Origin of the sequence: Micrococcus sp. IITD107, from assembly GCF_041927415.1 — a bacterium.
GTDB classification, from domain to species: Bacteria; Actinomycetota; Actinomycetes; order Actinomycetales; family Micrococcaceae; genus Citricoccus; species Citricoccus terreus.
The window spans coordinates 622,669-649,414 of record NZ_JBHFFN010000001.1 but is presented as its reverse complement, the minus strand read 5'-3'; the positions used below and the strand labels follow the sequence as shown (position 1 = coordinate 649,414).

The 26,746-nt window shown below is 71.0% G+C and carries 25 protein-coding genes; 16 read left to right on the top strand and 9 right to left on the bottom strand.

The genetic code is table 11. The annotated features are described in order from the left end of the window. Positions 1-159: 159 nt before the first annotated feature. Positions 160-528 carry a hypothetical protein gene (locus ACEXHE_RS03090; RefSeq protein WP_091696770.1) on the bottom strand — a complete coding sequence of 123 codons (369 nt, stop codon included), beginning with the start codon at positions 526-528 and terminating at the stop codon, positions 160-162. A gap of 1,038 nt (positions 529-1,566) precedes the next feature. Between ACEXHE_RS03090 and ACEXHE_RS03085 the strand changes: the two genes are divergently transcribed. Then, positions 1,567-2,487, top strand: a complete 921-nt coding sequence (locus ACEXHE_RS03085; RefSeq protein ID WP_374784667.1) for an SURF1 family protein — start codon at positions 1,567-1,569, stop codon at positions 2,485-2,487. Here ACEXHE_RS03085 and ACEXHE_RS03080 read toward each other — a convergent pair. Beyond that, positions 2,484-3,023 carry a Rieske 2Fe-2S domain-containing protein gene (locus tag ACEXHE_RS03080; protein ID WP_374784666.1) on the bottom strand — a complete coding sequence of 180 codons (540 nt, stop codon included), beginning with the start codon at positions 3,021-3,023 and terminating at the stop codon, positions 2,484-2,486. The two genes, ACEXHE_RS03085 and ACEXHE_RS03080, sit on opposite strands and share 4 nt — an antisense overlap. Before the next feature lie 135 nt (positions 3,024-3,158). On the opposite strand from ACEXHE_RS03080, the gene ACEXHE_RS03075 reads away from it, so the two are divergent. The 6 genes from ACEXHE_RS03075 (at position 3,159) to ACEXHE_RS03050 (ending at position 10,375) form a co-directional block, all read left to right on the top strand. Beyond that, complete coding sequence (locus ACEXHE_RS03075) at positions 3,159-4,022, top strand: methyltransferase domain-containing protein (protein WP_374784665.1); 864 nt, start codon at positions 3,159-3,161, stop codon at positions 4,020-4,022. Next, positions 3,997-4,650 carry a TlpA family protein disulfide reductase gene (locus ACEXHE_RS03070; RefSeq protein WP_374784664.1) on the top strand — a complete coding sequence of 218 codons (654 nt, stop codon included), beginning with the start codon at positions 3,997-3,999 and terminating at the stop codon, positions 4,648-4,650. Before ACEXHE_RS03075 ends, ACEXHE_RS03070 begins: the two co-directional genes overlap by 26 nt. Positions 4,651-4,797: 147 nt before the next feature. Further along, positions 4,798-6,540 (top strand): cytochrome c biogenesis protein ResB, encoded by a 1,743-nt coding sequence (locus tag ACEXHE_RS03065; RefSeq protein ID WP_374784663.1) that lies wholly within the window; start codon positions 4,798-4,800, stop codon positions 6,538-6,540. A gap of 3 nt (positions 6,541-6,543) precedes the next feature. Further along, positions 6,544-7,641 carry a c-type cytochrome biogenesis protein CcsB gene (gene ccsB / locus ACEXHE_RS03060; protein ID WP_374784662.1) on the top strand — a complete coding sequence of 366 codons (1,098 nt, stop codon included), beginning with the start codon at positions 6,544-6,546 and terminating at the stop codon, positions 7,639-7,641. Positions 7,642-8,048: 407 nt separating this feature from the next. Next, entirely contained in the window at positions 8,049-8,411 is a 363-nt protein-coding gene (locus tag ACEXHE_RS03055) for an ArsR/SmtB family transcription factor (protein ID WP_374784661.1), read from the top strand. Continuing rightward, on the top strand, positions 8,408-10,375 hold the full coding sequence (locus tag ACEXHE_RS03050) for a cation-translocating P-type ATPase (protein WP_091697105.1): 1,968 nt from the start codon (positions 8,408-8,410) through the stop codon (positions 10,373-10,375). The genes ACEXHE_RS03055 and ACEXHE_RS03050 overlap by 4 nt, the downstream gene beginning before the upstream one ends. A gap of 120 nt (positions 10,376-10,495) precedes the next feature. On the opposite strand, the gene ACEXHE_RS03045 is transcribed toward ACEXHE_RS03050, so the two are convergent. From ACEXHE_RS03045 to ACEXHE_RS03035, 3 genes are all read right to left on the bottom strand, one after another. Further along, positions 10,496-12,418 (bottom strand): cytochrome c oxidase assembly protein, encoded by a 1,923-nt coding sequence (locus ACEXHE_RS03045; RefSeq protein WP_374784660.1) that lies wholly within the window; start codon positions 12,416-12,418, stop codon positions 10,496-10,498. Between the two features lie 107 nt (positions 12,419-12,525). Further along, entirely contained in the window at positions 12,526-13,134 is a 609-nt protein-coding gene (locus ACEXHE_RS03040) for a copper resistance CopC family protein (RefSeq protein WP_245760666.1), read from the bottom strand. Between the two features lie 152 nt (positions 13,135-13,286). Further along, on the bottom strand, positions 13,287-14,261 hold the full coding sequence (locus ACEXHE_RS03035) for a cytochrome c oxidase assembly protein (protein WP_091696784.1): 975 nt from the start codon (positions 14,259-14,261) through the stop codon (positions 13,287-13,289). A 947-nt stretch (positions 14,262-15,208) separates the two neighbouring features. On the opposite strand from ACEXHE_RS03035, the gene ACEXHE_RS03030 reads away from it, so the two are divergent. Together ACEXHE_RS03030 and ACEXHE_RS03025 are read left to right on the top strand one after the other, a co-directional pair. Then, on the top strand, positions 15,209-15,568 hold the full coding sequence (locus ACEXHE_RS03030) for an ArsR/SmtB family transcription factor (RefSeq protein WP_374784659.1): 360 nt from the start codon (positions 15,209-15,211) through the stop codon (positions 15,566-15,568). Next, a complete protein-coding gene (locus tag ACEXHE_RS03025; RefSeq protein ID WP_374784658.1) occupies positions 15,565-16,164 on the top strand; it encodes a cadmium resistance transporter in 600 nt (199 codons plus the stop codon). The genes ACEXHE_RS03030 and ACEXHE_RS03025 overlap by 4 nt, the downstream gene beginning before the upstream one ends. 344 nt (positions 16,165-16,508) lie before the next feature. Here ACEXHE_RS03025 and ACEXHE_RS03020 read toward each other — a convergent pair whose 3' ends face one another. The 4 genes from ACEXHE_RS03020 to ACEXHE_RS03005 form a co-directional block, all read right to left on the bottom strand. Further along, positions 16,509-17,531 carry an acyltransferase family protein gene (locus tag ACEXHE_RS03020; RefSeq protein WP_374784657.1) on the bottom strand — a complete coding sequence of 341 codons (1,023 nt, stop codon included), beginning with the start codon at positions 17,529-17,531 and terminating at the stop codon, positions 16,509-16,511. A 128-nt stretch (positions 17,532-17,659) separates the two neighbouring features. After that, positions 17,660-18,409 carry a cytochrome c biogenesis CcdA family protein gene (locus ACEXHE_RS03015; protein ID WP_091696795.1) on the bottom strand — a complete coding sequence of 250 codons (750 nt, stop codon included), beginning with the start codon at positions 18,407-18,409 and terminating at the stop codon, positions 17,660-17,662. A gap of 229 nt (positions 18,410-18,638) precedes the next feature. After that, a complete protein-coding gene (locus ACEXHE_RS03010; RefSeq protein WP_374784656.1) occupies positions 18,639-19,016 on the bottom strand; it encodes an ArsR/SmtB family transcription factor in 378 nt (125 codons plus the stop codon). Between the two features lie 90 nt (positions 19,017-19,106). After that, complete coding sequence (locus tag ACEXHE_RS03005; RefSeq protein ID WP_374784655.1) at positions 19,107-20,477, bottom strand: phenylacetate--CoA ligase family protein; 1,371 nt, start codon at positions 20,475-20,477, stop codon at positions 19,107-19,109. A 181-nt stretch (positions 20,478-20,658) separates the two neighbouring features. On the opposite strand from ACEXHE_RS03005, the gene lspA reads away from it, so the two are divergent. The 7 genes from lspA (at position 20,659) to ACEXHE_RS02970 (ending at position 26,717) form a co-directional block, all read left to right on the top strand. Beyond that, on the top strand, positions 20,659-21,174 hold the full coding sequence (gene lspA, locus ACEXHE_RS03000) for a signal peptidase II (protein ID WP_374784654.1): 516 nt from the start codon (positions 20,659-20,661) through the stop codon (positions 21,172-21,174). Positions 21,175-21,259: 85 nt separating this feature from the next. Next, positions 21,260-21,592 carry an ArsR/SmtB family transcription factor gene (locus ACEXHE_RS02995; protein WP_374784653.1) on the top strand — a complete coding sequence of 111 codons (333 nt, stop codon included), beginning with the start codon at positions 21,260-21,262 and terminating at the stop codon, positions 21,590-21,592. A 143-nt stretch (positions 21,593-21,735) separates the two neighbouring features. Continuing rightward, on the top strand, positions 21,736-22,653 hold the full coding sequence (locus ACEXHE_RS02990) for a cation diffusion facilitator family transporter (protein WP_374784652.1): 918 nt from the start codon (positions 21,736-21,738) through the stop codon (positions 22,651-22,653). A 50-nt stretch (positions 22,654-22,703) separates the two neighbouring features. Further along, complete coding sequence (locus ACEXHE_RS02985; RefSeq protein WP_374784651.1) at positions 22,704-23,468, top strand: DsbA family protein; 765 nt, start codon at positions 22,704-22,706, stop codon at positions 23,466-23,468. Positions 23,469-23,476: 8 nt separating this feature from the next. Continuing rightward, complete coding sequence (locus tag ACEXHE_RS02980; RefSeq protein WP_091696811.1) at positions 23,477-24,166, top strand: vitamin K epoxide reductase family protein; 690 nt, start codon at positions 23,477-23,479, stop codon at positions 24,164-24,166. Positions 24,167-24,464: 298 nt separating this feature from the next. Then, positions 24,465-24,932, top strand: coding sequence for a DUF4307 domain-containing protein (locus ACEXHE_RS02975; RefSeq protein ID WP_374784650.1), 468 nt, complete (start codon positions 24,465-24,467; stop codon positions 24,930-24,932). A gap of 504 nt (positions 24,933-25,436) precedes the next feature. Further along, positions 25,437-26,717: an Nramp family divalent metal transporter gene (locus tag ACEXHE_RS02970; RefSeq protein ID WP_374784649.1), complete on the top strand. Its 1,281-nt coding sequence runs from the start codon at positions 25,437-25,439 to the stop codon at positions 26,715-26,717. Positions 26,718-26,746 lie beyond the last annotated feature (29 nt).

The following is a 26,746-nucleotide window of genomic DNA, read 5'->3' as shown; positions in this document are numbered from 1 at the left end:
ACCCGAATCTGAGAGGCCGGCGCCGGGGCCACACGGCCCGGTCATTCTCCGGAGCCCGGTCGTCCTGCCTCATCACCATGCCCTCTCACCGGGGCCGGTGCCCTGGGCGGCGCGGGCAAGGACCGTAGGCGCTGTCCTCAGTGGTGGCCGGCCCGGGGATCAGGCCTCCGCGGCCTTCCACCGGCGGGCGGAGACGAACGAGTGGACGCCCAGGACCACATAGAGCAGGAGCAGGGCGAAGGTGATCGTGCTGGTGAACACGGCCGTAGGACGCTCCGCGGTGCCGGCGATCAGTGCGCCCAGCTGCAGGACGTTCATCGAGGTGCCCAGGATGCCCAGCACGGCCACGGCCAGGGCCAGGTGGATGCCGAGCTTCTGATTCTTCCGGCCAATGAGGCCCGCGACCAGGATCACCGCTCCCAGGATGGCCGGGATCAGCGCCGTCCAACTGGCGAACGCCGTGGCGATATAGGCGATGGCGCCGACGGCGATGAGCAGGACGCCGAGTCCAATGGTGATGCGAGGCATATCGCTCCTTAGGCAGATGGGGCCCACACATGTTCTACTTCTACGCGCTGTAGTAGAACCTTCTTCTACGCAGTGTAGTAGAGATGGCGTTCCGGCCTGTCGCCGCAAACCCAGCCGGGGTCTCGCATCCGCACCGCCGACCGCATCGCCATCAGGCAGGTCCGGGACGCACCCGGCGCGTCGGGACGGCACGTTGCCGGCGGCCGAACAGGGGTCGGCCCAATCCCCGTCAGTACGGCACTTGGCCACCCCGCCGGCCATGTCCTGGACCAGGTGCGTGTCCGCGCAAGCCGTGCAGGCCTGGGGGCGCTGGGAACAGGCCTGGATGCACTCGGCCAACATCTGCCGGCCGATGCCCCCCACCTGCATCGGGGAGGTGTCCAGCATGGTGCTCACGGGATGGGTCGCGGTGCGCTCCTTCGTCGATCCGAGGGATCGACGCCCACGCCCGCCCGGTCACCGACCGCGGACCGCCCCTGCGGCGCGGACGGAGGGGCCGAACCTTGAAGGTTTCGTGAAGATCGCCGCCCGCCACGGACACCGTCCGTGGTCGCCGCAATGGTGGGAAACCCCGCCGTTACTGGGATTCCGGGCCGACGCCGGCCCATGGAGGGGGCGCGGAGGCCCGCTGGCCTCCCGTGCTTCCTTCCGGGGCCCGAGGCGTGAAAGCGGCTGAGCCACCGTGAACACCATTTCCTCCCGGCCGCTCGGGACAGAGTCAGCTCACCGAAGCCCCGGGGCCCCGCGGGGTGAGCCGGTCACGGCACCGCGGACGCCGAGGAGTCCCCTACTCGCACCCGGGGCCGGGGCTCGTGGGCTCAATACTGCCGGCCTGCCCGGTCCCGGCCTCCTCGCCGCCGGGGAACAACCCCACGTCGACCTCACGTCGCGAACCCAGATCCGAGGGGCCGACCCATGCCCGCCGCACGTACACACCAGGCCCGGACCGGCGCAAGACCTGGCTGGCCTGCCCTGGGCACCGGGACTGGCTCACCGACTACCTGCGGTCCCGCGGACTGCTGAAGGACGTACTGCGCCTTGACTGAGACCCTGACGGACCGGCCGACGAAGCGCGGCCGCCTCGACTACCGCTTCCTGATCTCGCCCCAGTGGCTCGGCGGCCTGGCCTTCTGCGCCCTCTTCGCCCTCGCCTGCGCCCTGCTGGGCCAGTGGCAGATGGACCGCCGCATGGAGACCGTCGCCGAGATCAACAAGGTGCTCTCCAACTACGACGAGCCGGCCGTGCCGCTGGCCGGCAACGCCGGGCTGTTCACGGACGTGCGGCCGGAGCAGGAGTGGACCCCGGTCGAGATGCACGGGGAGTACCTCGAGGAGGACACCCGGATCGTCCGCAACCGACCCCTGGCCGGCAAGCCGGGCTACGAGGTGCTCGTCCCGTTCCGGGCGGACACCGGCGACGTGATCGTGGTCAACCGCGGCTGGCTGCCCATCGGAGACACCACCCCCGGCCGTCCCGACGTCGTCCCGACGCCCCCCGCGGGCGAGGTCACGGTGGTCACCCGCGTCAAGCCCGGTGAGCCCGACCTGGGCCGGGACGCCCCCGAGGGCCAGCTCGCGTCGATCGACCTCGCGGCGTTCGAGGACAGCGTCGGCTACGACGTGGCCGACACCGCGTACGGGCAGCTCGCGACGGAGTCCCCCACCCCGGCCGTGGCGCTGCAGCAGCCGCCGAAGCCTCCGCTGGACGAGGGCCCGCACCTGTCCTACTCCCTGCAGTGGTTCATGTTCGGGCTGATGAGCTTCATCGTGTGGGGCTACATGGCCCGGCAGCGCGCGGTCAACGACCGCGACGACCGGGAACTGGGGCTGACCGAGGACGACGGCTACCTCTCGGCCCACCGCGCGCCGCGCGCCCGCCCCGTGAAGCGCCGCGGCGGGCGGCCCACGGACGAGGAGGTCGAGGACGCGATGCTCGACGCGGTCGACTCGCGGCACTAGATCGTCACCATCAGCATGTCGCCGTCCACGGAGGCGGTGAACTCGGTCAGCGGTTTCTGGGCCGGGCCGCCGTAGGGCACGCCCGTTGCCACGTCGAAGTGCGACCCGTGGCAGGGGCAGGCGAAGGTGGGTTGGCCCCGATTCTGGCCCGGGGCCACCGTGCACCCCTGGTGTGTGCACACGGCGGAGAAGGCACGCACCGTGTCCTCGGATTCGCGGTGCAGCAACATGGTTCGACCGTCGATGGTCACGGACGCCTGGCCACCGACCGGCAGGTCCGCGGCGGGCAGGGCCGGGGTGGGGGAACCACCGGGGTGCTGTGACGGTGCGCTGGCCTCGGCCTGGAGGTCCTCCGTGCAGCCCGTCAGGCCCACCGTGGTGGCCACTCCCACCGCACCGATGACCGCACCGCGCCCCAGGAAGGCCCTCCGGGAGGTGCCGCACCCGCCACAGGCGGTGTCGCCGTCGCGGTGACCCGAAGCGGTGGGGGTGCTGGCGGTGGAGGTGTAGGTGGTGGGATCGATCGCGGAAGTCATCCGTTCATTATTCGCCGTCCGTCTCCGATCGGTGGACGCCCGTGACGTGGTTCAGGCGAGTTGGCTCAGACCGCGGCCGCGCCACATCCGTCCGGTTCAATGCTGCTGCTCGGGAACGTAGTCTCGGCTCAGACCGTGTCGGTGCGTTGGGAGGTGGAGGCCATGCCGAGGATGTCCACCCTGGAGGCCGCGTTCTGTCGCAGTGCGCCGTGGCGCCTTGTGGCCCGGCGGCTGGTTCCCTGGGCGACGCAGGGTGTGCCCCTGGCCGGGAGGGTGCTGGAGATCGGTGCAGGCAGCGGAGCGATGGCCCAAGCGATCCTTGCGGCCCACCCCCGGCTGCGTCTCACCACGACCGATGCGGACCCGGCGATGGTCCGGTCCGCGCAACGGCGCCTCGCCCGGTCCGCGGCGGAGGTACGCCAGGCCGATGCCACCGCCCTGCCCTTCGCCGAGGAGTCCTTCGACACGGTGCTGAGCTTTCTCATGCTCCACCACGTGATCCACTGGGAACAGGCGGTGGCCGAGGCGTCCCGGGTCCTGCGGCCGGGCGGGTTCTTCGTGGGCTACGACCTGCTCGCCTCGCGCGCCGCCGCCTGGCTGCATGTGGCCGACCGCTCGGCGCACCGGCTCATCGAACCGGCCGCGTTCGGACCGGCCCTGCAACATGCCGGCCTGGAGCCGGTCCGCCTCCAGGTCTCCCGCGGTGGTCGGGTGCTGCGTTTCATCGCGCACAAGCCCGGCACCGTCCAGGCCGAACCCGGTGCCGACAGGGGAGCGCGCCGAGCCGGGCGGGGCGGACCGAGGGTCCCTGGCCTCATCAGCGCTACCAGCGCCAGCGGCGCCGCGCCCGCGCCGCCCGGCCTGGAACCCGTGCCTCGACGGGAGCATCGTGGTGCGGATTCTCCCCTTCCTTCTACGGGCTGTAGAATTCCGGGGACGTCCTGCCCCGAGGGAGAGGTCCCGGAAGTACGCCATGTCCTGCGCCCAGCATTCCCGTGAGTCCGATCGCCGGAGCCCGGACCACCCGGGCTGGCCGGGACGGCGCGGCGTGCTGGCCGGTTTGGCCGGTGTGGCGTTTTTGCCGCTCCTGGCGGCCTGCGGGGCGGAGGATCCACTGGCCGCCCAGGCCGGCAACGCCGATGGCAAGAACTACATCGCCGGCGACGGGTCCGTCCTGGAAATCGCCCCGGACCAGCGCGGTGCACCGGTGCAGTTCAACTCGACCCTGTTCTCCGGGCAGCCGATCAGCACCGAGGACTTGGCCGGGGATCCGGCGGTGCTGAACTTCTGGTACGCCGCCTGCGCCCCGTGCCGGGTGGAGGCCCCGGACCTGCAGGCCCTGCACGAGCAGTTCGCCCCCGAGGGCGTCCAGTTCTTGGGCATCAACGTTCGGGACACGATCGCCACGGCGCAGGCTTTCGAGCGCAATTTCGGGATCACCTACCCCTCGGTGGAGGACCGGGGCGGGGAGGTGCTGCTGGCGATGACCGACTACGTGCCGCCGCAGGCCGTGCCCACCACCATCGTGCTGGACCGCCAGGGCCGGGTCTCGGCCCGGATCCTGGGAATCGCCGAGCCCTCCACGCTGCGCACCCTGATCACCACCGTGCTGGATGAACAGGCCTGAGCGTCCCATGACCGCCTGGACACGTCCCCTGACCGCCACCGGGACTGCGGCGGTCGGCCCCGGCGATGGGATCGGCCTTGCCGGTTCGCCGCCGCCGACGCAATGCCCCGGTGACGAGAGGCAGTCCAGGGACGAGAGGTGGCCGCGGTGAGCCAGCAGGACAACGTGCGGGTGGCCCGGGACGAGGCCGCCCAGGCCAATACCCCGCCCCCGCCGGAGTCTCCCGCCCCGGACGGTGGCTCTCCCCGCGGACGCCAGGACGTGGAACTGCCCGCCCTGGGCGTCTGGGGCACGCTGCGGTTCGCTTGGACCCAGCTGACGTCCATGCGCACCGCGCTGATGCTGTTGCTGCTGCTCGCCGTCGCCGCGGTGCCCGGGTCCCTGTTCCCGCAGCGCCCGGCCGGGCCGGGAATCGTCCAGAACTACATCGACGACAACCCGGTGCTGGGGGAGTGGCTGGACCGGTTCCAGATGTTCGATGTCTACTCCTCGGTCTGGTTCTCGGCGATCTACCTGCTGCTGTTCGTCTCGCTGATCGGCTGCGTGGCCCCGCGCGCCGTCAAGCACGCCAAGGCGCTGCGCTCGGCCCCGCCGCGCACCCCGCGCCGGCTCTCCCGGTTGCCGGAGTACGGCCGGGTCGTCCTCGAGTCCTCCGGTCCCGCACCCGTCGAGGCGGTGGAGCAGGCGGCGAACTACTTGCGCAAGCGCGGCTACCGCATCGAGGTGCGTGAGGAGCCCGACGGCGGCGCCTCCGTGGGCGCCGAACGCGGCTACGTGCGCGAGGTCGGCAATATCGTCTTCCACCTGTCCCTGATCGGGGTACTGGTGTTCATGGCCACCGGCTCGCTGCTGAGCTACCGCGGCCAGAAGATTCTCGTCGAGGGGGAGGGCTTCGCCAACACCCTGATCGCCTACGACGCCTTCACCCCGGGCAGTGCCTTCTCCGAGGAGATGCTCACTCCGTTCTCGATGACACTGAAGCGTTTCGAGTACGTCTATGACCGGCAGTCCCCGACCCACTACGGCCAGCCGCTGGATTACACGGCCGTACTGGACGTGCAGGACGGTCCCGGCGACACGGCCCGAGAGGTCGAGCTGAAGGTCAACCATCCACTGGACTTCCAGGGCACCCGGGTCTACCTGGTCGGCAACGGGTACGCCCCGGTGGTCACCGTCCGGGACGGCAACGGGGACATCGCCTTGCAGGGTCCGGTGGTGGCGCGGGTCCAGGACAATGTCTTCACCTCCTTGATGACTATCAAGGCCCCGGACGCCCGTCCCGACCAGCTCGGCTTCGTCGGCTTCTTCCTGCCCGCCGCCTACACCGGCGAGGACGGGGTGGCGGTCTCGATCGACCCCGCCCCGCTGAACCCGGAGTTGAACCTGAACTCCTACTACGGCGACCTCGGCCTGGACGAGGGCGACCCACAGAACGTGTACGTGCTCGACACCGAGAACCTCACCGAACTGAACTCCCGGAACCTCGAGGCCGGCGGCATCACGCTCAAGCCCGGGGAATCCTACGAGCTGCCCGAAGGCAAGGGCTCCATCAGCTTCGACGGGCTTAAGCGCTACGTCGGCCTGGACATCCTCTACGACCCGGGCAAGTGGGGCGTCGGCTTCTTCGCCGTGCTGGCCCTCGTGGCCCTCGGCGTGAGCCTGTTCGTGCGCCGCCGCCGCGCGTGGGTGCGTGGCACCACGGGCCCCGACGGGTCCACCATGGTCGAGTACGGGCTGCTGGCCCGTGGCGAGGACTTCGGCCTGCGCGAGGAGAACCTCACCCTGCGCCGGCAGTTTGAGAAGTTGTGGCCGGTGCAGGCACCAGAAGACATCGAGAGCACCGAGGGACCGATCGTCGTCGCCGGTGCCGCACAGAACCGAGTGGAGTGACCCATGCAACCCATCAACTATCAATTGGCCGCCTACAGCGACCTGTTCATGCTGATCGCCGCCATCGTCTACGCCGCGGCCTTCATCGCCTTCGCCCTGGACATGGCCAGCTCCTCCAAGACCATCCGGGCCCTGGAGTCCGAACTGGCCGAACAACAGGAGCGCACCGATGCGGCCCGCTCCTCTGAGGCCCGCCACAAGCAACTAGTCGGGGCCGCAGGGGGGGCGGCAAGCACCCCGACGCCGGGCCACGGCCCAGGCACGACGGCATCACCGGCCGCCGGGAACGCGGTGGGCGGCCTGGTGGACGAAGACATGGACTACACCGGGGCCACCCGGCGCCCGGCCGCCAACGTCGCGGTGGCACTGATGGTCATCGCCGCCGCCCTGCACGCCTTCGCGGTCATCGCCCGGGCCCTGGCCGCGCACCGGGTGCCGTGGGGCAACATGTACGAGTTCTGCACCACCGGCGCACTGCTCGTGGCCGCGGTCTACCTGCTGTTCCTGATCCGCAAGGACATCCGCTTCCTGGGAACGTTCGTGGCCGGGCTCGTGGTGATCATGATGGCCGCGGCCACGATGGGCTTCCCCACCCCGATCGCATACCTGCAGCCGCCGCTGCAGTCCCCGTGGATCGTCATTCACGTCTCCATCGCCGTGCTGGCCTCGGCGCTGTTCACCCTGACCTTCGCCATGAGCATCCTGCAGCTCATCCAGCACCGCCGCGAGGCCAAGGCACCCACCGGTGCCACCGGCGGGTTGGTCTTCATGCGCCTGGTGCCGTCCGCGCTGAGCCTGGAGAACTGGTCCTACCGCCTCAATGCGGTGGGCTTCATGATGTGGACGTTCACCGTGATCGCCGGCGCCATCTGGGCCGAGGCCTCTTGGGGCCGGTACTGGGGCTGGGACACCAAGGAGGTCTGGAGCTTCGTGATCTGGGTGGTCTACGCCGGGTACCTGCACGCCCGCGCCACCCGCGGCTGGACCGGGGAGCGCGCCGCCTGGCTGTCGATCATCGGCTACGCCTGCGTGGTGTTCAACTTCACCATCGTCAACATCTACTTCCCAGGCCTGCACTCCTATGCCGGCCTGCCCTCATAGAAACGCGGAGAGGGACCGGTACCGCCGAACCGGCCCGACTGCTCGCCGAGTCGCTCGGTGTGCCGGCTGCTGAAGGCTTCCACGCCGGCCCGGGAGCGGACCGGTTCGGGCCCCGCGGTCCGGCCCTGCATGTTGATGTTCCCGGCGTCGACCAGGCCGGTAGCTGGACCGGTTTTCATCCCGGTCCTGCTGCCCGCGGGCAGGCTGCCTCCGGAGTTCAGCCAAAAGCCCGTGATGGTGCTCCCCGCCTCTGGCCCGCGCGGTGGATGTGCTCGGGGCGCGCCGGCCGTGGCCCCCAGCGTCGAGGTCCTGAGGAGTGACGGTGGCGGCCGGCCCTTGTCGGGCTCCCTCTGTGGGTCTTCCGCCGAGCACGGCAGTCAGGTCACCCCCTGGTGTATAGTCATCGCATGCTGACTATTGCTTCGCGGGTTGACGTGATGAACCGGTTGGGTCGGGCAATGGCCGATCCCACCCGGTCCCGGATCCTGCTGTCCCTGTTGGAGGCGCCCGGGTACCCGGCCCAGCTCGCCCGCGAGCTGGGGCTCACGCGCACGAACGTGTCGAACCATCTGGCCTGCCTGCGCGGGTGCGGGCTGGTCGCGGCGGAGCCGCAGGGCCGACAGACCCGGTACGAGATCGTCGATCCGCACCTGACCGCGGCCCTGACCGCGTTGGTAGAGGTGACCCTCGCGGTCAATGAGACCGCACCGTGCCTGGACCCGGCCTGCACCGTGGCCGGGTGCTGCACCGGGACGGGGGGTGCGGTGTGAGCTCGGCATGTGGCTGCGATGAACCCTCCCCGAAGTCGGCGGCAAGCACCGAGGCGGAGGAGGTGGAGACCCCGTGGTGGCGCGACCGGAGCATCCTGATCCCGGTATTCTCCGGGGTCGCGTACCTGACCGGGCTGGTGCTGGAGTGGTCCGCCGCCCCGACGGCCGCGCTGGCCGTGTTCTGGATCGGATTGGTGCTGGGCGCGTCCACGTTCGCGCCCAGTGCGGTGCGCAACCTGGTCACCCAGGGCAAGGTCGGCATCGCGCTGCTGATGACAATCAGCGCGATCGGGGCCGTGATCCTGGGCTATATCGAGGAGGCCGCGGCGCTGGCCTTCCTGTACTCGATCGCCGAGGCCCTGGAGGACAAGGCGATGGACCGGGCCCGCGGCGGGCTGCGCGCCCTGTTGAAGCTGGTGCCGGAGACCGCGACGGTGCTGCGCGACGGCGCGCCGGTGCAGATCCCGGCCAAAGAGCTCACGGTCGGTCAGATGCTGCTGGTGCGGCCCGGGGAGCGGATCGCCACGGATGGCCTCGTGCGAACCGGCCACAGCAGCCTGGACACCTCGGCGATCACCGGGGAGTCCATCCCGGTGGAGGTCGGACCGGGAGAGGCGGTGTCGGCCGGGGCGATCAACACCGCCGGGGCCCTGCAGATCCAGACCACCGCCGGCGGGACGGATAACTCGCTGACCACGATCGTGGAGCTGGTCGAACAGGCCCAGGCCGAGAAGGGGGAGCGGGCCCGGCTGGCGGACCGGATTGCCCGGCCGCTGGTGCCCGGGGTGATGATCCTGGCCGTGCTGGTCGGGGTGATCGGCTCGCTGGTCGGGGACCCGGAGCTGTGGATCACCCGGGCCCTGGTGGTGCTGGTGGCCGCCTCGCCGTGCGCGCTGGCCATCGCGGTGCCGGTAACCGTGGTCTCGGCCATCGGCGCGGGCAGCAGGTTCGGGGTGATCATCAAGTCCGGTGCCGCCTTCGAACGCCTCGGCGGCATCCGGCACCTGGCCGTGGACAAGACCGGGACCCTGACCCGCAACGCCCCGACCGTGACCGCCGTCATCACCAGCGACGGAATCGCCGAGGACCAGGTCCTGGGCTGGGCGGCCGCGCTCGAGCAGCACAGCACCCACCCCCTGGCGGCCGCCATCACCGCCGCGGCCCCCACCGCGCCCGCGGCCCAGGCCGTGTCCGAACAGCCCGGTCACGGCCTCACCGGCACGGTCGACGGCCACCCGATCGCGGTCGGCAGCCCCCGATGGATCGACCCCGGGGCGCTGGGACCCCGCGTGGAATCTCTGGAAGTGGACGGCCAGACCTGCGTGTTGGTGACCCGCGACGGCACGGTCGTGGGCGCCATCGGGGTCCGCGATGAACTGCGCCCCGAGGTCCCCGAGGTCGTCCGCACCCTGGACCGTCACGGGGTACACGTCACCATGCTCACCGGAGACAACGCCCGGACCGCGCACGCCCTGGGACGCCTGGCCGGCATCGAGGATGTGCGCGCCGAGCTCCGCCCCGAGGACAAGGCCCGCATCGTCACCGAGCTGGCCCGCACCCGACCCACGGCCATGATCGGTGACGGCATTAACGACGCCCCGGCCCTGGCCGGAGCGAACGTGGGGATCGCGATGGGCGCCACCGGCTCCGATGCCGCGATCGAATCCGCGGACGTCGCCTTCACCGGCCACGACCTGCGACTGATCCCGCAGGCGTTGGCCCACGCCCGCCGCGGCCGGGCAATCATCAACCAGAACATCGTCCTGTCCCTGCTGATCATCACCACCCTGCTGCCACTGGCCATCACCGGCGTGCTGGGCCTGGCAGCCGTCGTGCTGGTCCACGAGGTGGCCGAAGTGATCGTGATCGCCAACGGCCTGCGCGCCGCCCGCACCCCCCGCCAGCCCACCGCCCAGCGCACCGGCAGCGCCCTCACACCCGCCGACCAGGTGCCGGCGGCCTAGCTGGGGGCCTGTCGGAGGGAGGGTCCGGGGTGTCGCTCTTGGGGCAGGCGACACCCTTGAAGTCCGGTCTCGCGCGCCGCCGACCCGGAGCCGGTGCTGCACGTGGCAGCGGAGTAACGGTCAGGCCGCCACGTCGGAGGGGGCCGGAGGCGAGGTATCGGCTTCCGGGCGTGGGGGCCGGGAGAGGACCAGGGCGGTGAGCAGGAAGGCCATCGGGGCGAACCCGGCCGTCAGCACCGAGATGCCGGCCAATTGCTGGTCCAGGGTGACCGGTGGCCCCCAGGTGCGCGCCATGCCGACGAACCAGTCCGGCTCCAGCACCGGCAGCACGCCGGTGGCCAGCACCACCGCCCAGACCAGCAGCGTGCCGGCCAGGACCGCAGCTGTGCGGACCCGGACGGGCCGGGGCACCGGGTGGTCGCCGAAGGGTCCCAGCACCGAGGCCATGAAGCAGAAGCCCACCGTCAGGAAGTAGAGGTTGGCCAGCTGGTGAGCGATCCAGTAGTCCAGCACCAGCCGAAAGAGCGGGGTGTAGTAAAGCAGCCCGAGCGAGACGGCCAGTATCGCGGCGCTGCGGGCCGGGGCTGCCAGGGCCGGACGGGCCGCGTCCAGCCACTCCCGGGGTCCGCGGCTGCCGTCGGTGCGCCGGGCCACGGTTCGGGAAACCAGGTCCAGCGGGGCCCCGAGGGCCAGCAACAGCGGCACCAGCACGGCCAGGGCCAGCAGCATCAGGGTGTGGGCGCTGAACAGCACCATCCCGTAGATCGTCGGCGCCGCGCAGGTCACGTAGAGCAGCAGTCCCAGTCCGGCCAGCCAGCTGGCGGTCCTCGGCCAGGGCCAGGTACGCGCCCGGCGCGCCCCCAGGAGGTAGACGACGGCGGCGGTGAGCGCGAGGGCGACCCAAATCCAGTCCCACCGCCACTCGGTGAACCACTGAACCCAGGTCAACTCGGGGGGTAGCAGGTAACCGGTGAGGACCTCGGCCGGGGTGATCGCCGGTTTGAGCTCTTGCGGGACCGGGGGGGCGGTGCGTCCCAGGGCCCCGGTGACCCCGATAATGCCGGCCATGATGCCCAGCTCGGCCAGGATCAGCCGCCAGGCGGTCCGGTCGGCCGGGACGGTGCCGAGCCGGCCGATGGACCACCGGCGGTGGGCCAGCCCGATGGCCCCGAGCAGCACGGTTCCGGCGGCCTTGAGCAGGACTAGCTGGCCGTACGCGGTGACCAGCCCCTCCCACGAGCCCAAGCGCATGGCGGAGTTGACCACCCCGGAGGCCAGCACCAGGAAGAACGCCACCCCGGCCATCGCCGAGAAGCGCTCCAGCACCGTCTGGGACAGCCGGCCCTCAGCCCCAGTGTCCCCGGGCCGGGAGGGGGTCAGGGTTGGGGCGATGATCGTCAGGGCGGCGACCCCGCCCACCCAGAGGAGCACGCCGAGCCAGTGCACGACCAGGGCTCCGACACCGGCGTAGTGATCGTCGCTGCCGGCGGCGTGGCCGACCAGGGAGATCGGGATGGTTGCTGCTGCGGCCAACCCGGCCGTGGCGCCCAGCCCGGCCGGGGAGCGGATCAGGAAGGTCAGGGTGGACACGACGAAGGCGATCACCACGACGGTGGCCCAGGCCTGGCCCACGACCAGGTCGGTGACGAAGTACGCCAGTTCCCGGGCGAACGCTTCGCTGCCCGACACCGGTTGGCCGGACAGGTCGACATAGGTGAACACCAGCACGATCACCGCCGACAGCGCCCAGAGCACGGACACGGCCGAGGCGGCGGTCATCACCCGGGTGGACGCCGGATGGGCCTCGCGCGTGCCCTGCCGATCCCCGCGGTCCCGGGCGCCGGCGCGCCGGGGCGGCAGGAGAGTGGTCGCGAACAGTAGACAGCCGACCACCACGGCCAGCGCCAGGTGGTGCACGGTCACCGCGATCGGCAACACCCACCGGGCCAGGGCTCCCGGGTCCAGGGCCTCGCGTTCGGCGAGGGCCCCGGTGAACGCAGCACTGGCCACGACGCCGGCCGCGGCCAGGACGAACGCGGCCACCAACCAGGCCGCCGCCCGCCCCGACCGGTTAGAGGTAACAGGGCGGATCGGAGCGTCCGAGCCTGGTCGAGGGCCTATCGGCGCCCCTGTCGGTGTGCCGGCGGTGCTCACTGGGGGTCCGTGGCGTCCGCGCGGCGGCGGGCCAGCAGGGCCACGACGACGATCACCAGTGCCAGCACCAGGATGACCCCCAGGGTGATGACGAAGCCGACGGGGAACCCCGCGGTGGACTCCTCCGCTGTCGCCGGCTCAGTCCCGGCCGCGGGGGTGGGCGCTGCCTGTGACGGCTCAGAGACGGTGGGTACCGGCGGGGCCGGCGCGGTGGCCGGGGTGCCGGACGGGGACGCTTGAGCTTCCGTCCCGGTCACGGTGAAGTCGAAGGTGCCCTCGATCGGATGAGAGTCCGAGGACACCACGCGCCAGGTCACCGTGTACTCTCCTGCCGGGGCCTCGGGCCGCAGCGGCTGGGCGGCGCTGTTCCCGACGATCTGCACCTCCCCGGTGGTCCAATCCGTGCCCTGGGCGTCCTCGACCAGGATCTCGGCGCCCAGGGCGAGCGGGGTGTTGCTGAAGGACACCTCGATGGCCTCCGGCGCCGCCTCCAGGGCCTGCCCGTCGGACGGGTTCGTGCCGGTCACGACATCATGGGCCACGGCCGGAGAGACGGGCCCCAACAGGGCCAGCACCAGGGCGGCCAGCACGGTCAGGATGGGCATGGCGGGCCGCACCGCGTATGGACGCAACAACTTCTACCTCCTGTAGAAAACGCCCCCCAGCCTACCAACGGGGCCCCGCCTCCGCCGTCAGGTGTGACCGGTAGCGCATCGGAGGAGTAACCTCGGGCCGGAGCACGGGCCGGAGACGGTGGTTACCGGGAGGAGCCGGAGGGCGTTTCGGTGGCGAGTTGTTCGAGGTAGGCGTTGTACGCATCGAGCTCCGGGGTGCCATGGAGGTCGGCCTCGGCGTCGGCCCGGCGAGCCTGGCGGGTATCGGCGCGGAACCATTGGTGCGCGATGAACACCAGGATCAGCACGGTGGGCAACTCACCATAGGCCCAGGCCAGCCCGCCGGCGACTTTCTGGTCGGCCATCGGGTCCAGGTCCCAGCTGGCCGGCGGGGTGGCGAAGAACTCCACGATCGGTGTGGTGGCCATCATCAGCACCACCCCGAAGAAGGCATGCAGCGGCATCTCGATGGCCACGTCGAGCAGGCGCCCGCCATAACCCTGCTTGGCCGGCAGCGGATCACTGGACAGCAGCGGGACGGTGAACAGGACCCCCGAGGCCAAAAACACCAACTCCAGCCCCGTGTGGCCGTACCAGGTGGGCAGTAACCGGTCGTCCAGGCCGCTGAGGTAGATCCCGTAGTAGGTGATCAGGAACAGCGGGATGGTGAAACCCGGGTGCAGGGCGACCCGGCCCCAGCGGGACCGCAGACCGGCATGGGCCCAGCGCAGCACCACCGCGCCCGGTCCGCGGTGGGGGGTGGCCCGCAGCAACAAGGTGCCCGGACTGCCTAAGACCAGCAGCGGTGGGATGGCCATCATCAAGGTCAGTTGCTGGAAGATGAACACCGAGAACATCTTCAGCCCGTAGCCCTCGACGCCCGCGCCCATCGTCACCGCGATGGCGGCGCATCCCACCAGAAAGCACAGGGTTCTCCACACCGGCCACCGCCGCCGCGCGCTCCACAGCCGCAGCGCCCCGGCCAGGTACAGCACGCCCAGCACCACGGCGATGGCGGGGATCAACGGGATCGGCTGCAGCGTGGGTGCCAAGAAGTTTTCCATGCTGGGAGGCTCCGTGGGGATCCACACCGGCCCGTCCATGCTGCGCTCACCCATCGGTACAAAGAGCCTCGACCATCATCGTCCCAGTCTCCCACACCCCCACCGGGGACCTCGCCTCCCGGGTCGAGACCCCCCGGGGCGTGCTCCCTCCACCCCGCAGCGCCCTGCGGCGCCGGCGGCGAGGCTCAGGGGCACGCCCCGCGGGCGGATCGCGCACCGGGCTCGCCCCGTGAGGCTCAACTCACCTCGGAGCACCCCACCCCAGGGCTCCTCGGGCGCGCCAGTCCGGCTGTGCCGACGTCGCGGGTAACACGGCGACCCTGCTGCCACCGCCCCGCAGAAGGCGGTCCGCTCACGAGGTCGGGCCCAGGGGTCCTCAGCGGCAGGGCGCCGCGCCCGGGCCTGGACAGGGCGGGACCCCGGGTGATCCGGCCTGCGTGAGAAGAGGAATAAAAACGCATTGGCCGGGCCCGGGGCCCCTGTCAGCATCTCCTGTGCCTTGGTGAGATGTACTCAGCATAGGAACCCCCGGTGGGCACCACCCGCACAGCGACTGACAGCTCCCTGGCAATCCGCAACCGGCGCGGGACGTCCTGGACGGCGCTGGGGCGGGGCATTACTGCCTGGATACGCTCGATGGTTCCTCCTCGCCGCCGGAGCGCCCCTGGAGGCGGTCCCGGACGGCGAGAAACTCAGGCGAGGCATCCCTGGGCGTCCGTATCGCCGGCCCTATCGATCCGCCACCGGCTGCCGCGCCGGCCGGAGATCTGCCGGCGGTCCTCGGGGCGGGGGGCCTCCCGTGCTCCGGCCTGTGGGGCGACCGCGGATGACGATGGATCGGTGCATCCGCCACCCCGGCCTCAGTGGACACCGGTCGTCTCGCCCGCCGGGGGCCACAACGCCACGGAGGGCAGCGTGGCGGTCTGCGTGGGCCTGATGGTGGGGGTGCGCTGAGGTCGGCTTGACCCGCAGTGTTCAGCGGACACTGTATAGTTCAGTACATGATGACTGTTACCTCTCGTGTGGATGTGATGAACCGGTTGGGCCGGGCGATGGCCGACCCGACCCGGTCCCGGATCCTGCTGACCCTGCTGCAGGGACCGGCCTACCCGGCCGAGCTGGCCCGGGACCTGGAGTTGACACGCTCGAACGTGTCGAACCATCTGGCGTGCCTGCGGGACTGCGGGATCGCGGTCGCCGTGTCCGAGGGCCGGCAGACCCGGTATGAGATCGCCGATGCGCACCTGGCGCGGGCGCTGACCGCGCTGGTCGATATCACCCTGGCGGTGGATGAGAGCGCCTCGTGCCTGGACCCGGCGTGCTCGGTGCCCGGCTGCGGCCACCCGGGGGTGGAGGCGTGATCCTGTCCTCGATCCTGCAGGCGATCGGCCTGTTCTTGGTCACGAACATCGACGACATCATCGTGCTCTCGCTGTTCTTTGGCCGCGGCGCGGGCCAGCGCGGGACCACCGCCCGGATCCTGGTCGGCCAGTACCTCGGCTTCGTCGGCATCCTGGGCGCGGCCGTGCTCGTGACCCTGGGTGCGGGTGCGTTCCTGCCTCCGGAGGTCATCCCGTACTTCGGGCTCATCCCGCTGGGCCTGGGACTGTGGGCCGCTTGGCAGGCCTGGCGCGGGGACGACGACGATGACGACGAGGCCAAGATCGAGGGCAAGAACGTCGCCGCCTGGACCGTGGCCGGGGTGACCTTCGCCAACGGCGGGGACAATATCGGCGTCTACGTCCCGGTCTTCCTCAGCGTGGGCCCGGGCGCCACGGTCGCGTACTGCGTGGTGTTCCTGGTGCTGGTGGCGGCGCTGGTGGGCCTGGCCAAGTTCGTCGCCACCCGCCGGCCGATCGCCGAGGTGTTGGAACGCTGGGAGCACATCCTGTTCCCCATCGTGCTGATCGGCCTGGGGGTCTTCATCCTCATCAGCGGCGGCGCCTTCGGCCTCTGACCGCTCCGGCCCCCGGCCGCGCAAACCCGCTGACCCACACCCCGCCGGCCCGGTCACCACACGGCGACCGGGCCGGCCGGGCGCGGGTTCGGGCGGGGGTGGTGAAGGTCCCGGTGAGGTTCTGCGGCTGGTCCGTCCACAGCATCCAGACCCCGGAGACCATCAGGACCCCGACCACCAGCAGACAGCCGCCGATGACGGTGACCACCCGGATGTTGCAGCGGATGCAAGGACAGGGCGGTGGTGACCCAGTTGATGCCGGCCGTGGCGGCCAGGACGGGGAAGGGTCCAGCCTGTACCGGTCATGCCCCCAGCGAAGCGCGCCGTAGAGACGCCGGTCGCTCCTAATTGGTTCTGCCCGCGAAGTGAGGTAAGGGCTGACCGACCGTTGAGCGTTCCTGACGCCGCGCCCACCCGCGCGTCCGCCACAGCGGAGTGGGCACCCCCGCCAGCGCCGGGGACAGTGGGGTGGCGTTGATCACCATTCCCAGGGCCCAGCTGATGAGCACGGTGAGGACGAGTTTGGCGCCGTCGTGCAGGATGCCGACGTTTACGAGGGTTTCCAGCAGCCACCCGTGGAAGAGGACCACCACGGTGCCGGTCCGCACCACGGAGTTGACCGGCCGGGACGGGACCCGCGTGATCCGGTCCACCACGGTGCTGAAGATCAGCACGAGGCCGGCGGCGGTCAGGGCGCCCACCGCCGGGGTGAGCAGGAAGGTGCCGAAGCCGGCGAACTTGATGTTCAGCGGTTCCACCCCGAGCCGGACGGCCAGCAGCCCGACGCCGACGCATCCGGTCCCGATCAGGGCCCGATTGCGCTGGATCCGGGGCAGGACACCGCGGCGGAACCCTTCACCGGCCAGCACGAAGACCAGGCACGGCAGGGCCAGCCCGAGCCCCAGGGGGGTGCGGCCCAGCAGGGAGTCCGGGAGCAGGGCCAGGGCGAGCCCGGCCACCGAGACCGCCCAGGCCACCCACGCCGGGAACCGTTCCAACCAGCGGCGCAGCAGCACCACGAAGAACAGCACGGAGATGAACCAGAACGCCCACCACGGCGGGGCCTGGTCCGAGCCGCCGTACCAGCCGTTGGCCATCAGCGGCCAGAACCCGTCGGGGGCGTCCCGGGTCCACGCCCAGGCGGCCACGCTCATGATCACGGCCCAACTCAGGTACGGCACCGCAAGGTTTGTCCACCGGGCCCGCAGCTCGTGCCCGAAAGGGCGTCCTCGGGTCCAGAAGTAGCCGGTGAGGAAGAAGAACAGCGGCATCCGCCAGATCTCCAGGTACTCACCGCCGGGCAGTCGCGGCCCGTAGGCGTGGCCGGCGACCACGGCGACGATGGAGACGATACGCAGAACGTCCACGCCGGTGTTCCGGCGGGGACGCGGTTGCGGCGACGCCGCCGGGCTCAGTGGGGGAGAGATACGGGCCTTTCGGTGCCGGTGTCCCGCGGGGCCGGTGTTCGGGTCCATGCCGGTGGGTGGGTTCGGTCCTAGACGGGGGTGGTGAAGGTGCCGGCCAGGTTCTGCAGCTGGTACATCCACAGCATCCAGACCCCGGAGACCATCAGGACCCCGACGACCACCAGCAGGGAGCCGCCGATGATGTTGAACACGCGGATGTTGCGGCGGATGTAGCTCAGGGCGGTGGTGACCCAGTTGATCCCGGCCGCGGCCAGCAGGAACGGGATGCCCAGGCCCAGGCAGTAGAGGAAGCCCAGTAGGGCCCCGCGCCAGGGATCGCCGGTGGTGGTGCTCAGCGCCAGCACGGCGCTCAGGGTCGGGCCCATGCAGGGGGTCCAGCCCAGGCCGAACACCACCCCGAGCAGCGGGGCCCCGGCCAGCCCGGTCCGGGGGGCCAGGGTGGGTTTGAGCGTGCGCTGGAAGAGGGAGAACTTGCCGACCATGACCAGGCCCATGACGATGACCAACACGCCTAGGACGCGGATCATCGGATCCTGCCAGCGCACCAGCCAGTGCCCGATGGTGCCGAAGGCGGCCCCGTAGAGGGTGAAGACCGCGGCGAAGCCCAGGATGAACAGCCCGACCCCGGTCAGCACCCGGCGGCGGTTGTCCGGGTGGGTGGGGTTGGACAGCCCGGAGACGTAGCCGAGATAGCCGGGCACCAGCGGCAGGATGCACGGGGACAGGAACGAGACGATCCCGGCGATCATTGCCAGCGGGGCGGCGATGAGCAGCGCCCCGGAGTTCACCATCTCGGCGAAGTAGTTCCCGATGCTCACACCGACCCCCGCCCGTCGGTGCGGCCCATCGGGCCGGCACAGACACCGTGGGGGCGTCGGCGGAGAGCGGGCCCGGGCCTCGTCATCGAGGAGGGCATGGTGGAAGGACGGGGCACGACGGGCAATCTCCTAAGAGCGGGGAGTGGGGTTCACCGGTGGGACCGGCTGCCCACCACAGGGGTGCCACTGCTCCGGACGCAGTACAGCAGTACACCTGGGCCGGTGCTGGTCACCGGGTGAGGGCAGGGTCCCGGTGGTGCTGCCGGGCGGCGGTGCCATAGTTCGGACATAGGCTCACCGCGCTGCCGGTGGCGGCCAGGAGGGTTTCGGCGGCAGCGAGCAGGTCCATCAGCTCGGGACGGGCCAGAGAGTAGTAGATGCTGCGCCCCTGGGTGCGGCCCTGCACGAGTCCGCAGTCCCGCAGGCAGGCCACGTGAGCCGAGACGGTGGACTGGGCCAGCCCCAGTTCCCCGGCCAGGTCCCCGACGCGAACCTCCCCCCTGGCCATCCGCTGAGCGATGGCCAGGCGCTTGGGGTCCCCCAGGGGATGAAACAGGGCCGCGGCCGGATCCAGGCCGGGCCCGGCACAGCCAGAGATGATCGCCATCTACCGATCATAACAAGGGGGGCCTGCCGTCCCGGTTCCCGCGGCGACCGGCCCGGTGCGCCGCGGTGGGGCCCGGCGGACGGTGCGCCGTTAGGACGGCTTCCAGGGGATGACGGTGCGCAGTTTGCCCCCGGCGGACAGCTGAGGGGGCTCAGGGTCAAGGGTCACACGCACGTGTGCCAGCGTCTGGTCGATCAGCACGCGCCTGAGCTGGTCGCAGGCTGCCCGCCCTGCCCGGGTGGGGTCTGTGCCGGGGGCCGGGCGCAGCCGCAGAGCGAGGCTGGCTGGGCCGGTCTGGATGATCTGGGACTGCTGCACATCGGGGACGCGATCCAGGGCCGAGCTCAGGGTCAGCGGGGTGAGCGTGGCGGTGGTGCCGTCGAGGCGGGAGAAGGGCAGCAGGTCCGCGGTGCGGCCCTGGACCCTCAGAGCCGGCAACGGATTGGCGCAGGGGCAGGGGTCGGGGCGCACCAGCACGCTGTCGCCGAGGTCGTTACGCAGGATCGGCTGGACGCGGTTAGCCAGGTTGCTCACCAACACGGTGCGTGAGGGCTGGCCCTCGGGCACGGGCGCGTGGTCGGCGTCCACCGGCTCGAGCAGTACCCAGTCGCTGTTGACATGCAGCCAGCCCCGGGCGCAGCTGTAGCTCAGGAAGGGGCATTCGGTGGCGGCGTAGCTGTGGCGCACCGTGGCGCCGAAAGCCTCAGCGATGTGGGCGTATCCGCCCTCGGCCAGCCCCTCGGCCGCAAGCACGACCAGGACCGCATGGATGTCCAACCGCCCCGCGTCCTGTTCGGCTGCCAGTAGCTCCCCGGTGGCGGCATAGGGGGCCAGCACGGCCGGGTCGAAGGCGTTGAGCTGCTCCACCAGCTGCGGCAAGGGGTCGTGCACCGAGAAGGCGCCGATGCGGGCGGCGGCCGGCCCCCGGCGCAGGCCCGCGGTGACTGCCCCGGACGCGAAGTGCCCGCCGGTGGCGGCCACCACGGCCAGACGTCCACCTCGGGTGAAGATGCGCACCAGGTCGGTCGGGGTGAGCCAGTCGCGGAGCATCCGCCCGGCCATCGCGACGGTCACGGCCCTGGACCGGTCATCGAGCAGGTACAGGCCCCGGACCCCGGTGGTGCCCGAGCTGGTGGCCACGGTGTAGCGGCCCAGCAGTCGGTGGCCGATCAGGGCGGGATCGGACACGAAGGCCTGGACATCGGCCAGGGTGAGGGCCGGATCGGTCACCCACTCGTCGAAGTGGGCCATCAGCGCGGCCTTGGTGGTGCTCGGCAGCACCCGCGGGTCGGTGATGCGCTCGGGCAGCCCCTGGTAGCGGCGGCGATAGTACGGGGAGCAGGTCCGGGCGTGCGCCACCATCACCGCCAGGCGGTCCCGTTGCCGGCGCACCAGGGCTTGGGGGCCGCCCTGGCGGGCCGCACGCGCCTCGAGCAGCAAGCGCAGGGCCTGTTTTGGCATGTCACATCCCAAGGCCGCAAGGGCAGGTGCTCCGGGGCGCCATGGTTGGCGGTCGGCGGGTGGGGCGCCTCCCCGGAGATCACCCATTATTGCGCTAATATCGCGATGTGACGATCACATGGGATGCGATGCCGCCTCGGCGCGGGCCGGTCCGGCCCACAGTGACCGGGAAGCCGGGGACATGAGCGCCGTCCCGGCCCGCCCGGCCGACGCCCGGGCGCGCGGCAGGTGTCGGGCCAGGGCGTCCCTGCTCGTGACGGCCCTCGCGCTGGCCGCAGTGGACCTGGTGGTCAAGGCCGCCGCGGTCGCCGGGCTCTCGGGCGGGCAGACGGTGGATGTGGGGCCGGTCAATCTGCGCCTCTACTACAACCCCGGGGTGGCGTTCAGTATGGGCGCGACCCTGCCTTCGTGGGTTATCATCACCGGCACCGGGCTGGTCATCGCCGGGCTGCTCTGGTACCTGTGGTCCTCGGTGCCCACCCTCACCGCGCTGTCACGTGCCGGTGGCACCGTGTTGCTCGGCGGGGCCCTCGGCAATTTCCTCGACCGGCTCGACGGGACCGGGGTGGTGGACTATCTGCACACGACCTGGTTCCCCACCTTCAACCTCGCCGACGTCTTCGTCACCTCCGGGGTGATCGCCTTGGCGCTGGGAACGATGTGGCGTCCGACACCCGACCCCACACCGAAGCCGTAACAGCCCCTGGCCATGCCCGCTTCGACGCCCGCATGCCCCCGGCAACCCCCGGCGACGATACACGTTGTGATGTACCGTTGGGGGCATGGGCACCATGACTCCGACGCATGTCTCGGCGCTGTCCCGGCTGGGCCATGCCCTGGCGGACGACACCCGGACCTGGATCCTGCTGGCCCTGCGAGCCGGCCCGGCCCGGCCCTCCCAGCTGGCTCAGGAGTTGGGGGTGTCCAAGCAGGTGATGTCCAACCAGCTGGCCTGCCTGCGTGGCTGCGGGCTGGTGTCCAGCACGGCCGAGGGCCGCAACGTCTGGTACACCCTGGCCGACCCCCGCCTGGGCCAGGCCCTGGGGGACCTGCTGGAGCTGACCGTGGCCATCGACCCGGACTGCTGCTCCGCCCAGGGGTGCACCTGCGCATGAGCGCCCCGGCCCGGAGGTCCACGCCCGTCTCGGCCGAGCGTTGCCCGGACCGGGCCCGCTGGCGGGACTGAGCATGCTTTCAGCATCCTCGGGCAAGCTGAGGAGGCTGAGCGGATGACCCATCGAGGAAGAGAGGCGTTGGTGTGAACGGACACGATCATCCCCATGCCCTGCCGGCGGCGGGCCGGCGGGGCCGGCTGGCCGTGGTCTTCGGGATCACCGCCACGATCATGGTCGCCGAGATCATCGGCGCGCTGGCCTCGGGCAGCCTGGCGTTGCTGGCCGATGCCGGGCACATGTTCACCGACTCCGCCGGGCTGCTGATCGCCCTGATCGCCGCGTCCCTGGCGCTGAAACCGGCCACGGCCAAGCGCACCTGGGGGTACCAGCGAGCCGAGATCCTCGCCGCCGCCGCGCAGGCGGCGGTGCTGCTGGCCGTGGGCGGCTTCGTGGCCGTGGAGGGCGTGCGCCGACTCCTGACCCCGCCGGCGGTCGAATCCACCACCATGCTCTGGTTCGGGGTGATCGGGCTGGCCGGCAACCTCATCGGCCCGGCGATCCTGGCCTCGACCCGGGGGCAGAACCTGAACATGAAGGCCGCGTTCCTGGAGGTGCTCAACGACGCCCTGGGCTCGGTGGCGGTCATCGTCTCGGCGATCGTGATCGCCACCACCGGCTGGACCCGGGCCGATGCGGTGGTGTCCGTGCTGATCGCCGCGCTGATCGTGCCCCGGGCCCTGATCCTGCTGCGCGACACCATCGAGGTGCTCATGGAGACCACCCCGAAGGGCCTGGACCTGGAGGCGGTCCGCACCCGGCTGGGCCAGTTGCCGCACGTGGTCGAGGTGCAGGACCTGCACGCCTCGCGCATCGACTCCGATACCCCCGTGCTCTCGGCCCACGTCACCGTGCGCGATGAGTGCCTGACCGCGCAGCACCTGGGGACCGTGCTGGCCGATCTGCAGCGGTGCGTGGCCGAGGACTTCCACGTGGCCATCGAGCACTCCACCTTCCAGATCGAACCGGCCGCCCACCGCCACACCGAGACCCACCACCCCTGACCCGCCCCTTACCCTGATACCACCGCCATCCCTACCCGATTGGAACCCTTGTGAGCACACCGACCCGCAATCCCACCCCCGCCAACTCCTCAACCTCGGGCACCACGTCCCGCAAGGCCAAGACCATCGTCTGGGTCGTGCTGGCCGCCGTGGTGGTCGCCGGGGTGATCGCCGGGGTGGTGGCCGTCGGCGCCGCTCGAAACGCCACCCCGGACGCCGCCGCGACGCAGGCCGGCCAAAGCGCCGCCCAGGGGTCCGGGCCGACCACCGCGGAGGAAGCCGGAGAGCTCGTCGTGCGCCCGAACAGCCGGGTGCTGTCCAAGGCCCCGAACGAGCAGGCCGTGCTGGTGGAGTTCCTGGACTTCGAGTGCGAGGGCTGCGGGGCGGCCTACCCGGTCGTGGAGGAACTGCGGGCCGAGTACGCCGACACGGTGACCTTCGTGACCCGTTACTTCCCGCTGCCCGGGCACCGCAACGCGATGCCCGCGGCCGTGGCGGTGGAGGCCGCCGCCCAGCAGGGTGAGTACGAGGCGATGTACCAGCGGATGTTCGAGACCCAGGCCCAGTGGGGTGAGGCCACCGAGGACAAGAGCCCGGTGTTCCGCGGTTATGCCGAGGAGTTGGGCCTGGACATGGCCGCCTACGACAAGGCGGTGGCCGACCCGGCCACCCGCGCCCGGGTCGAGGCGGACGTGGCCGACGGGACCGCGCTCGGCGTGCGGGGCACCCCGACCTTCTTCCTGGATGGTGAGATGCTCACCCTGACCTCCCTGGAGCAGTTCCGCGCCGAGGTCGACGCGGCCGCAAGCAACTGAGCCGCACCATGCGCACCCCTGCCACCGACACCGACTCACCCGTGAAGACTGAACCCCTCACCGACCTCCCCACCGAGCGCGCAGCCGATCCTGATCCGAGTGCCCCGGCGCCGGTGCCGGCTGTCGCCCGGCACCGCCCCTTCGGTCTGGTCCTGCTGGTCACCGGGGTGGTCGGTTGGGTGGCCTCGGCGATCCTGGTGCTCGAGCGCCTGGAGTTGTACGAGGATGCCGGGCACATCACCAGCTGTGACATCAATCCGTGGGTGTCCTGCGGGCGGGTGATGGGCACCTGGCAGTCCGAGCTGTTCGGCTTCCCCAACCCGCTGATTGGGATCGTGGCCTTCGCCGTGGTGATCTCGACCGCGATGGTGGTGCTCTCCGGGGCCCGGCCCGGGCGCTGGTACTGGGCCGGGCTGCAGGTCGGGGTCACCGCCGGGGCGGTGTTCGTGGCCTGGTTGTGGTTCCAGGCGTTGTTCGTGATCCACATCCTGTGCCTGTACTGCATGATCGTGTGGGCGGCGATGATCCCGCTGTTCATCCTGCTCACCGTGCGCAACCTCGCCCACGGGGTGATCCCCGCCCCCGCCGCGGTGGTGCGGTTTGCGACCGGCTGGGCCGGGACCCTGGTGGCCGTCGTGTACGTGGTCGTGGCCGGCTCGGTGTTCTGGGCCTTCTTCCCCGCCCTCACTGGCTACTGAGACCCCGGCCGTACCACCGCACTCTCGGTACCACCGCGGCGGGCCCACAGGAGCCGACCAAAACGTAGGCGGCCTGGCCTACGGGACGCCGGATTCCGGAGTGCCGGTCCCGTGGTCGGCGTCCGGCTCGTCCCGGTGCTGTTCGGAGGTACTGCTCATTCGCTCTCGTCTGTTCTCCCGCCCCCTGACCCCTGGTCCCTGACGGCGAACCCGGGGATTTCGGGACGACAAACAGGGGACCTCGAGGGCCCGGACGTTTCGGGATGGTCAGCGGCGCCCCGCGATATCATGGAGAGATATGACTTCCACACCCCAGGCGCCGGCGGATCCTGCGCCGGATAATGGCCTGGCGAACCGGTACGGGCGCCCCCCAAGCTCGGGGCCGTCGTTCCCCGCCCGCTGGGGCAAGTGGATCGCCGCCGGGGCCCTCGCCGTGGCCGTGACCCTCGCGGTGTGGTTCACCGCGGCCACCAACGGCCAGACCCTGGACTGGAAAGACGTGGGGTACAACATCAAGTCCCCCACCCAGGCATCGGTGACGTTCCAGCTCACCAAGGACTACGAAGACACGGTCGAGTGCGCCATCCAGGTGCTGTCCGAAAACTATGCCGTGGTCGGTTGGCGCACGGTCACCATCGGCCCCGAGACCCCCTCCGCGGAGAACACCCCGTCGGACAAGACGAAGTACTACGACGTCGACCTGCGCACCGACGCGCTCGGCGTCACCGGCGGCGTGAACTCCTGCTGGATTCCCGACCCCGCGTGACGCCCCCCAGATGGCCGGAACCCCCGCTGGGCCAGCGAGACGGTTCTGCGCGACTCACTTCCGGAGCCCGGCTCGAGGCATCGGCGCCACCAACCGTCAACAGGAGTTCTTGTCTCAGCCACATCGATGGCGCCCTCGGCCGCCTTCCCGGGAGCTGCCCTGGCAGGCGGCGAGTCGGCGTCGTCAGCGAACAACAGCGCTGACGTCGCGTCGACAGCTCTGGCGACCTGAGGCGCCACCGGCTGCACCACCACGCACGGAGCATCACCGCAGTGACCAGGAGGCCTCCGGCCTTGGCCCCTCCGGGCAGGCAATCGGGCATTCCCTGAGGCACGCCGACCTGCACCTGCTGATCGGTCCTGCTGGGTTTCGTCTCCGCCGGCGCCGCCCGGCTGGCCCCCGCATCGCCCAGGCCGTGGCCGGCCCGGAAACCCGGGCGACGGTGCCTGGTTACCGAGACTCGATCGTCCCGCCAAAGTGAATGTTCGTGTACCTTAACTTTTCATGGCGGACAGTGGCGCGCGACACGAGTTCACTCAGGCGGTGCGGGCGCCGTCGGGGGAGGAGTGGGTACGGCGCCAGCCGCTGCCCTGGCTGTTGGGACCGGCCTTCGTGGCGTCGGTGGCCTACGTGGATCCGGGCAACGTGGCGGCCAACCTCACCGCCGGGGCCCAGTACGGGTACCTGCTGGTGTGGGTGCTGGTGGCGGCCAATGCCATGGCCGTGCTCGTGCAGTACCTCTCAGCCAAGCTCGGGCTGGTCACCGGCTCCTCCCTGCCCGAGCTGCTGGGGAAGCGGTTGCCGCGGGGCCGGCGGCTGGCCTATTGGGTGCAGGCCGAGGGCGTGGCCGCGGCCACCGACCTGGCCGAGGTGATCGGCGGGGCGATCGCCCTGCACATCCTCTTCGGCATCCCGCTGCTGGCCGGCGGGCTGATCATCGGGGCGGTGTCCATGCTGCTGCTGGCCCTCCAGTCCCGGCACGGGCAGCGGCCCTTTGAGTTCGTGGTGACCGGGCTGCTGGTCATCGTCACCCTCGGCTTCGTCTCCGGGCTGTTCTTCGGCCCGGTCTCCTGGGGCGGGGCGGTGGCCGGGATCGTGCCGCGATTCGAGGGCACCCAGACCGTGCTGCTGGCCGCCAGCATGCTCGGGGCCACCGTCATGCCGCACGCCATCTACGCCCACTCCTCCCTGGCCCGGGACCGCCACGGCAGCCCGCCCCCGCCGGCGGCCCTGCCGCGACTGCTCAAGGCGACCCGGTGGGACGTGGTGCTGTCGCTGCTGGTGGCCGGGTCGGTAAACATCGCCATGCTGCTGCTGGCCGCCGGCAACCTCGCCGGGGTGCCCGGCACCGACAGCATCGACGGCGCCCACGCGGCGATCGCCACCGCCCTGGGCCCGGTGGTCGGCGTCGCCTTCGGCCTGGGACTGCTGGCCTCGGGGCTGGCCTCGACCTCGGTGGGCTGCTATGCCGGGTCCACCATCATGGCCGGGCTGCTGCACCGGCTCGTCCCGCAGGTGACCCGCCGGGCCGTCACCCTGATCCCGGCGCTGGTGATCATCGCCGCCGGGGCGGACCCGACCTGGGCGCTGGTGCTCTCCCAGGTGGTGCTGAGCCTGGGCATCCCCTTCGCCCTGATCCCGCTGGTCGCTCTGACCGGCAACCGCACCCTGATGGGGTCCTTCACCAACGCCAGGGCCTTGCGGGTGGCGGCCTGGGTGGTGGTGGGCCTGATCGTGGCACTGAATCTGGCCCTGATCGGGCTGATGGCCACCGGCCAGGGCTGATGATCGCCGGACAGGGCCGAGACCGGGTG